Origin of the sequence: Saccharomonospora iraqiensis subsp. iraqiensis (genome assembly GCF_000430445.1) — a bacterium.
Classification (GTDB): domain Bacteria; phylum Actinomycetota; class Actinomycetes; order Mycobacteriales; family Pseudonocardiaceae; genus Saccharomonospora; species Saccharomonospora iraqiensis.
Window position 1 is genome coordinate 1 of record NZ_AICW01000442.1, and the last position, 1171, is coordinate 1171.

General features: G+C 72.3%; 2 protein-coding genes. Both read right to left on the reverse strand.

All coding sequences use genetic code 11. From position 1 onward, the window contains the following. On the reverse strand, positions 1–393 hold a 393-nt coding region (locus tag ACTIR_RS0100255), incomplete at its 3' end, for a MerR family transcriptional regulator (RefSeq protein WP_051442476.1). A gap of 146 nt (positions 394–539) precedes the next feature. After that, positions 540–1171, reverse strand: a 632-nt coding sequence (locus ACTIR_RS20920) for a class I SAM-dependent methyltransferase (RefSeq protein WP_026452785.1), incomplete at its 5' end; no start/stop codon positions are given.

The following is a 1171-nucleotide window of genomic DNA, read 5'->3' on the forward strand; positions in this document are numbered from 1 at the left end:
CCCCGTGTCGTGGGACCGGTCGTCGGCGAGCGCGTCCCGCAGCGCGGCGGTGAACGCCTCGGCGGCGCAGAGTTCCTCGCGCAGTTCGGCACAGCGGCGTTCGGCGATCTCGGCGAACTCGCGCAGCCGCCGCCGGTCCCGCTCGGTGCGTCCACCCCCGTCCGTGCCGGGGTCCGGCGGGGTCAGCAGCGCGAGCAGTTCCCGCATCTCGTCCAGCGCGAAGCCCAGCGGTTTCATCCGGGTGACGAGATCGAGCCGTTCGACGTCCGGCTCGGTGTACAGGCGGAAGCCGCCCCGGGTACGACTGCTCGGGGGGACGAGCCCGACCTCCTCGTAGTAGCGGATGGTGCGCAACGACAGCCCGGTACGGGCGGACACCTCGCCGATGCGCATGTGCTCACGCACGCTCGCGGACCTCACTTCCCTCCGGCCGTCGTCGCCCACCGTACCGTTTTCGTGACCATGCGTGCACACACATCGTGTCGGCCTTCACCGCAGTGCCGTGCCACGGGCGGTGGGGGAAGGAGCGCGGGAGGCGATCACCGGTGCACGAGATACACCAGCTCGTTGTCCGTCTCGAAGCTCTCGACGCGCCACGGGCGCTCGGCCGCGAACTGTTCGAACGCGGCCGAGTGGGTCTGGAACATGCCCTTCGAGCGCCGGCCGAGCGACTTGGTGGGGAAGGTGACCACCAGGGTCGGCGAGTTCACCGCGTCGAGCAGCTCCCACCCCGCCCCGGCGCGCTGCTTCTCCAAGCACGGCACGGTCTTGAGCAGCAGTGTCAGGTCGGCCGGTGCGGACACCGGCTCGTCGAGCAGGTCGGCCACGGCGGTCTCGTGCCGCACGCCGAGCAGGTCCAGGGCGCGGTCCAGGAACGCCATCTGCGGGGCGTCGATGTCCGAGGCCCGGTACACGGTGGAGGCGGGCAGTCCCATCCACGGCACGGCCAGCGGGTTGAGCCCGCAGGCGAGGTCCCGCACGGTCGCGGGCACCGGGACGCGCTCGAAGACTTCGCGGTAGAACCGCTCCAGCGACGGCAGCCGCTCCCGCGTGCTGGCGTGCGCGCGCATCGCCCCGACCAGCACCTCCCGCGTGCGCTCATCGGCCCCGCCGGAGGCGGCGTCGTCGGCACTGCCGGGTACGGCGTCGTCGGCGCTGCCGGACACGGCGT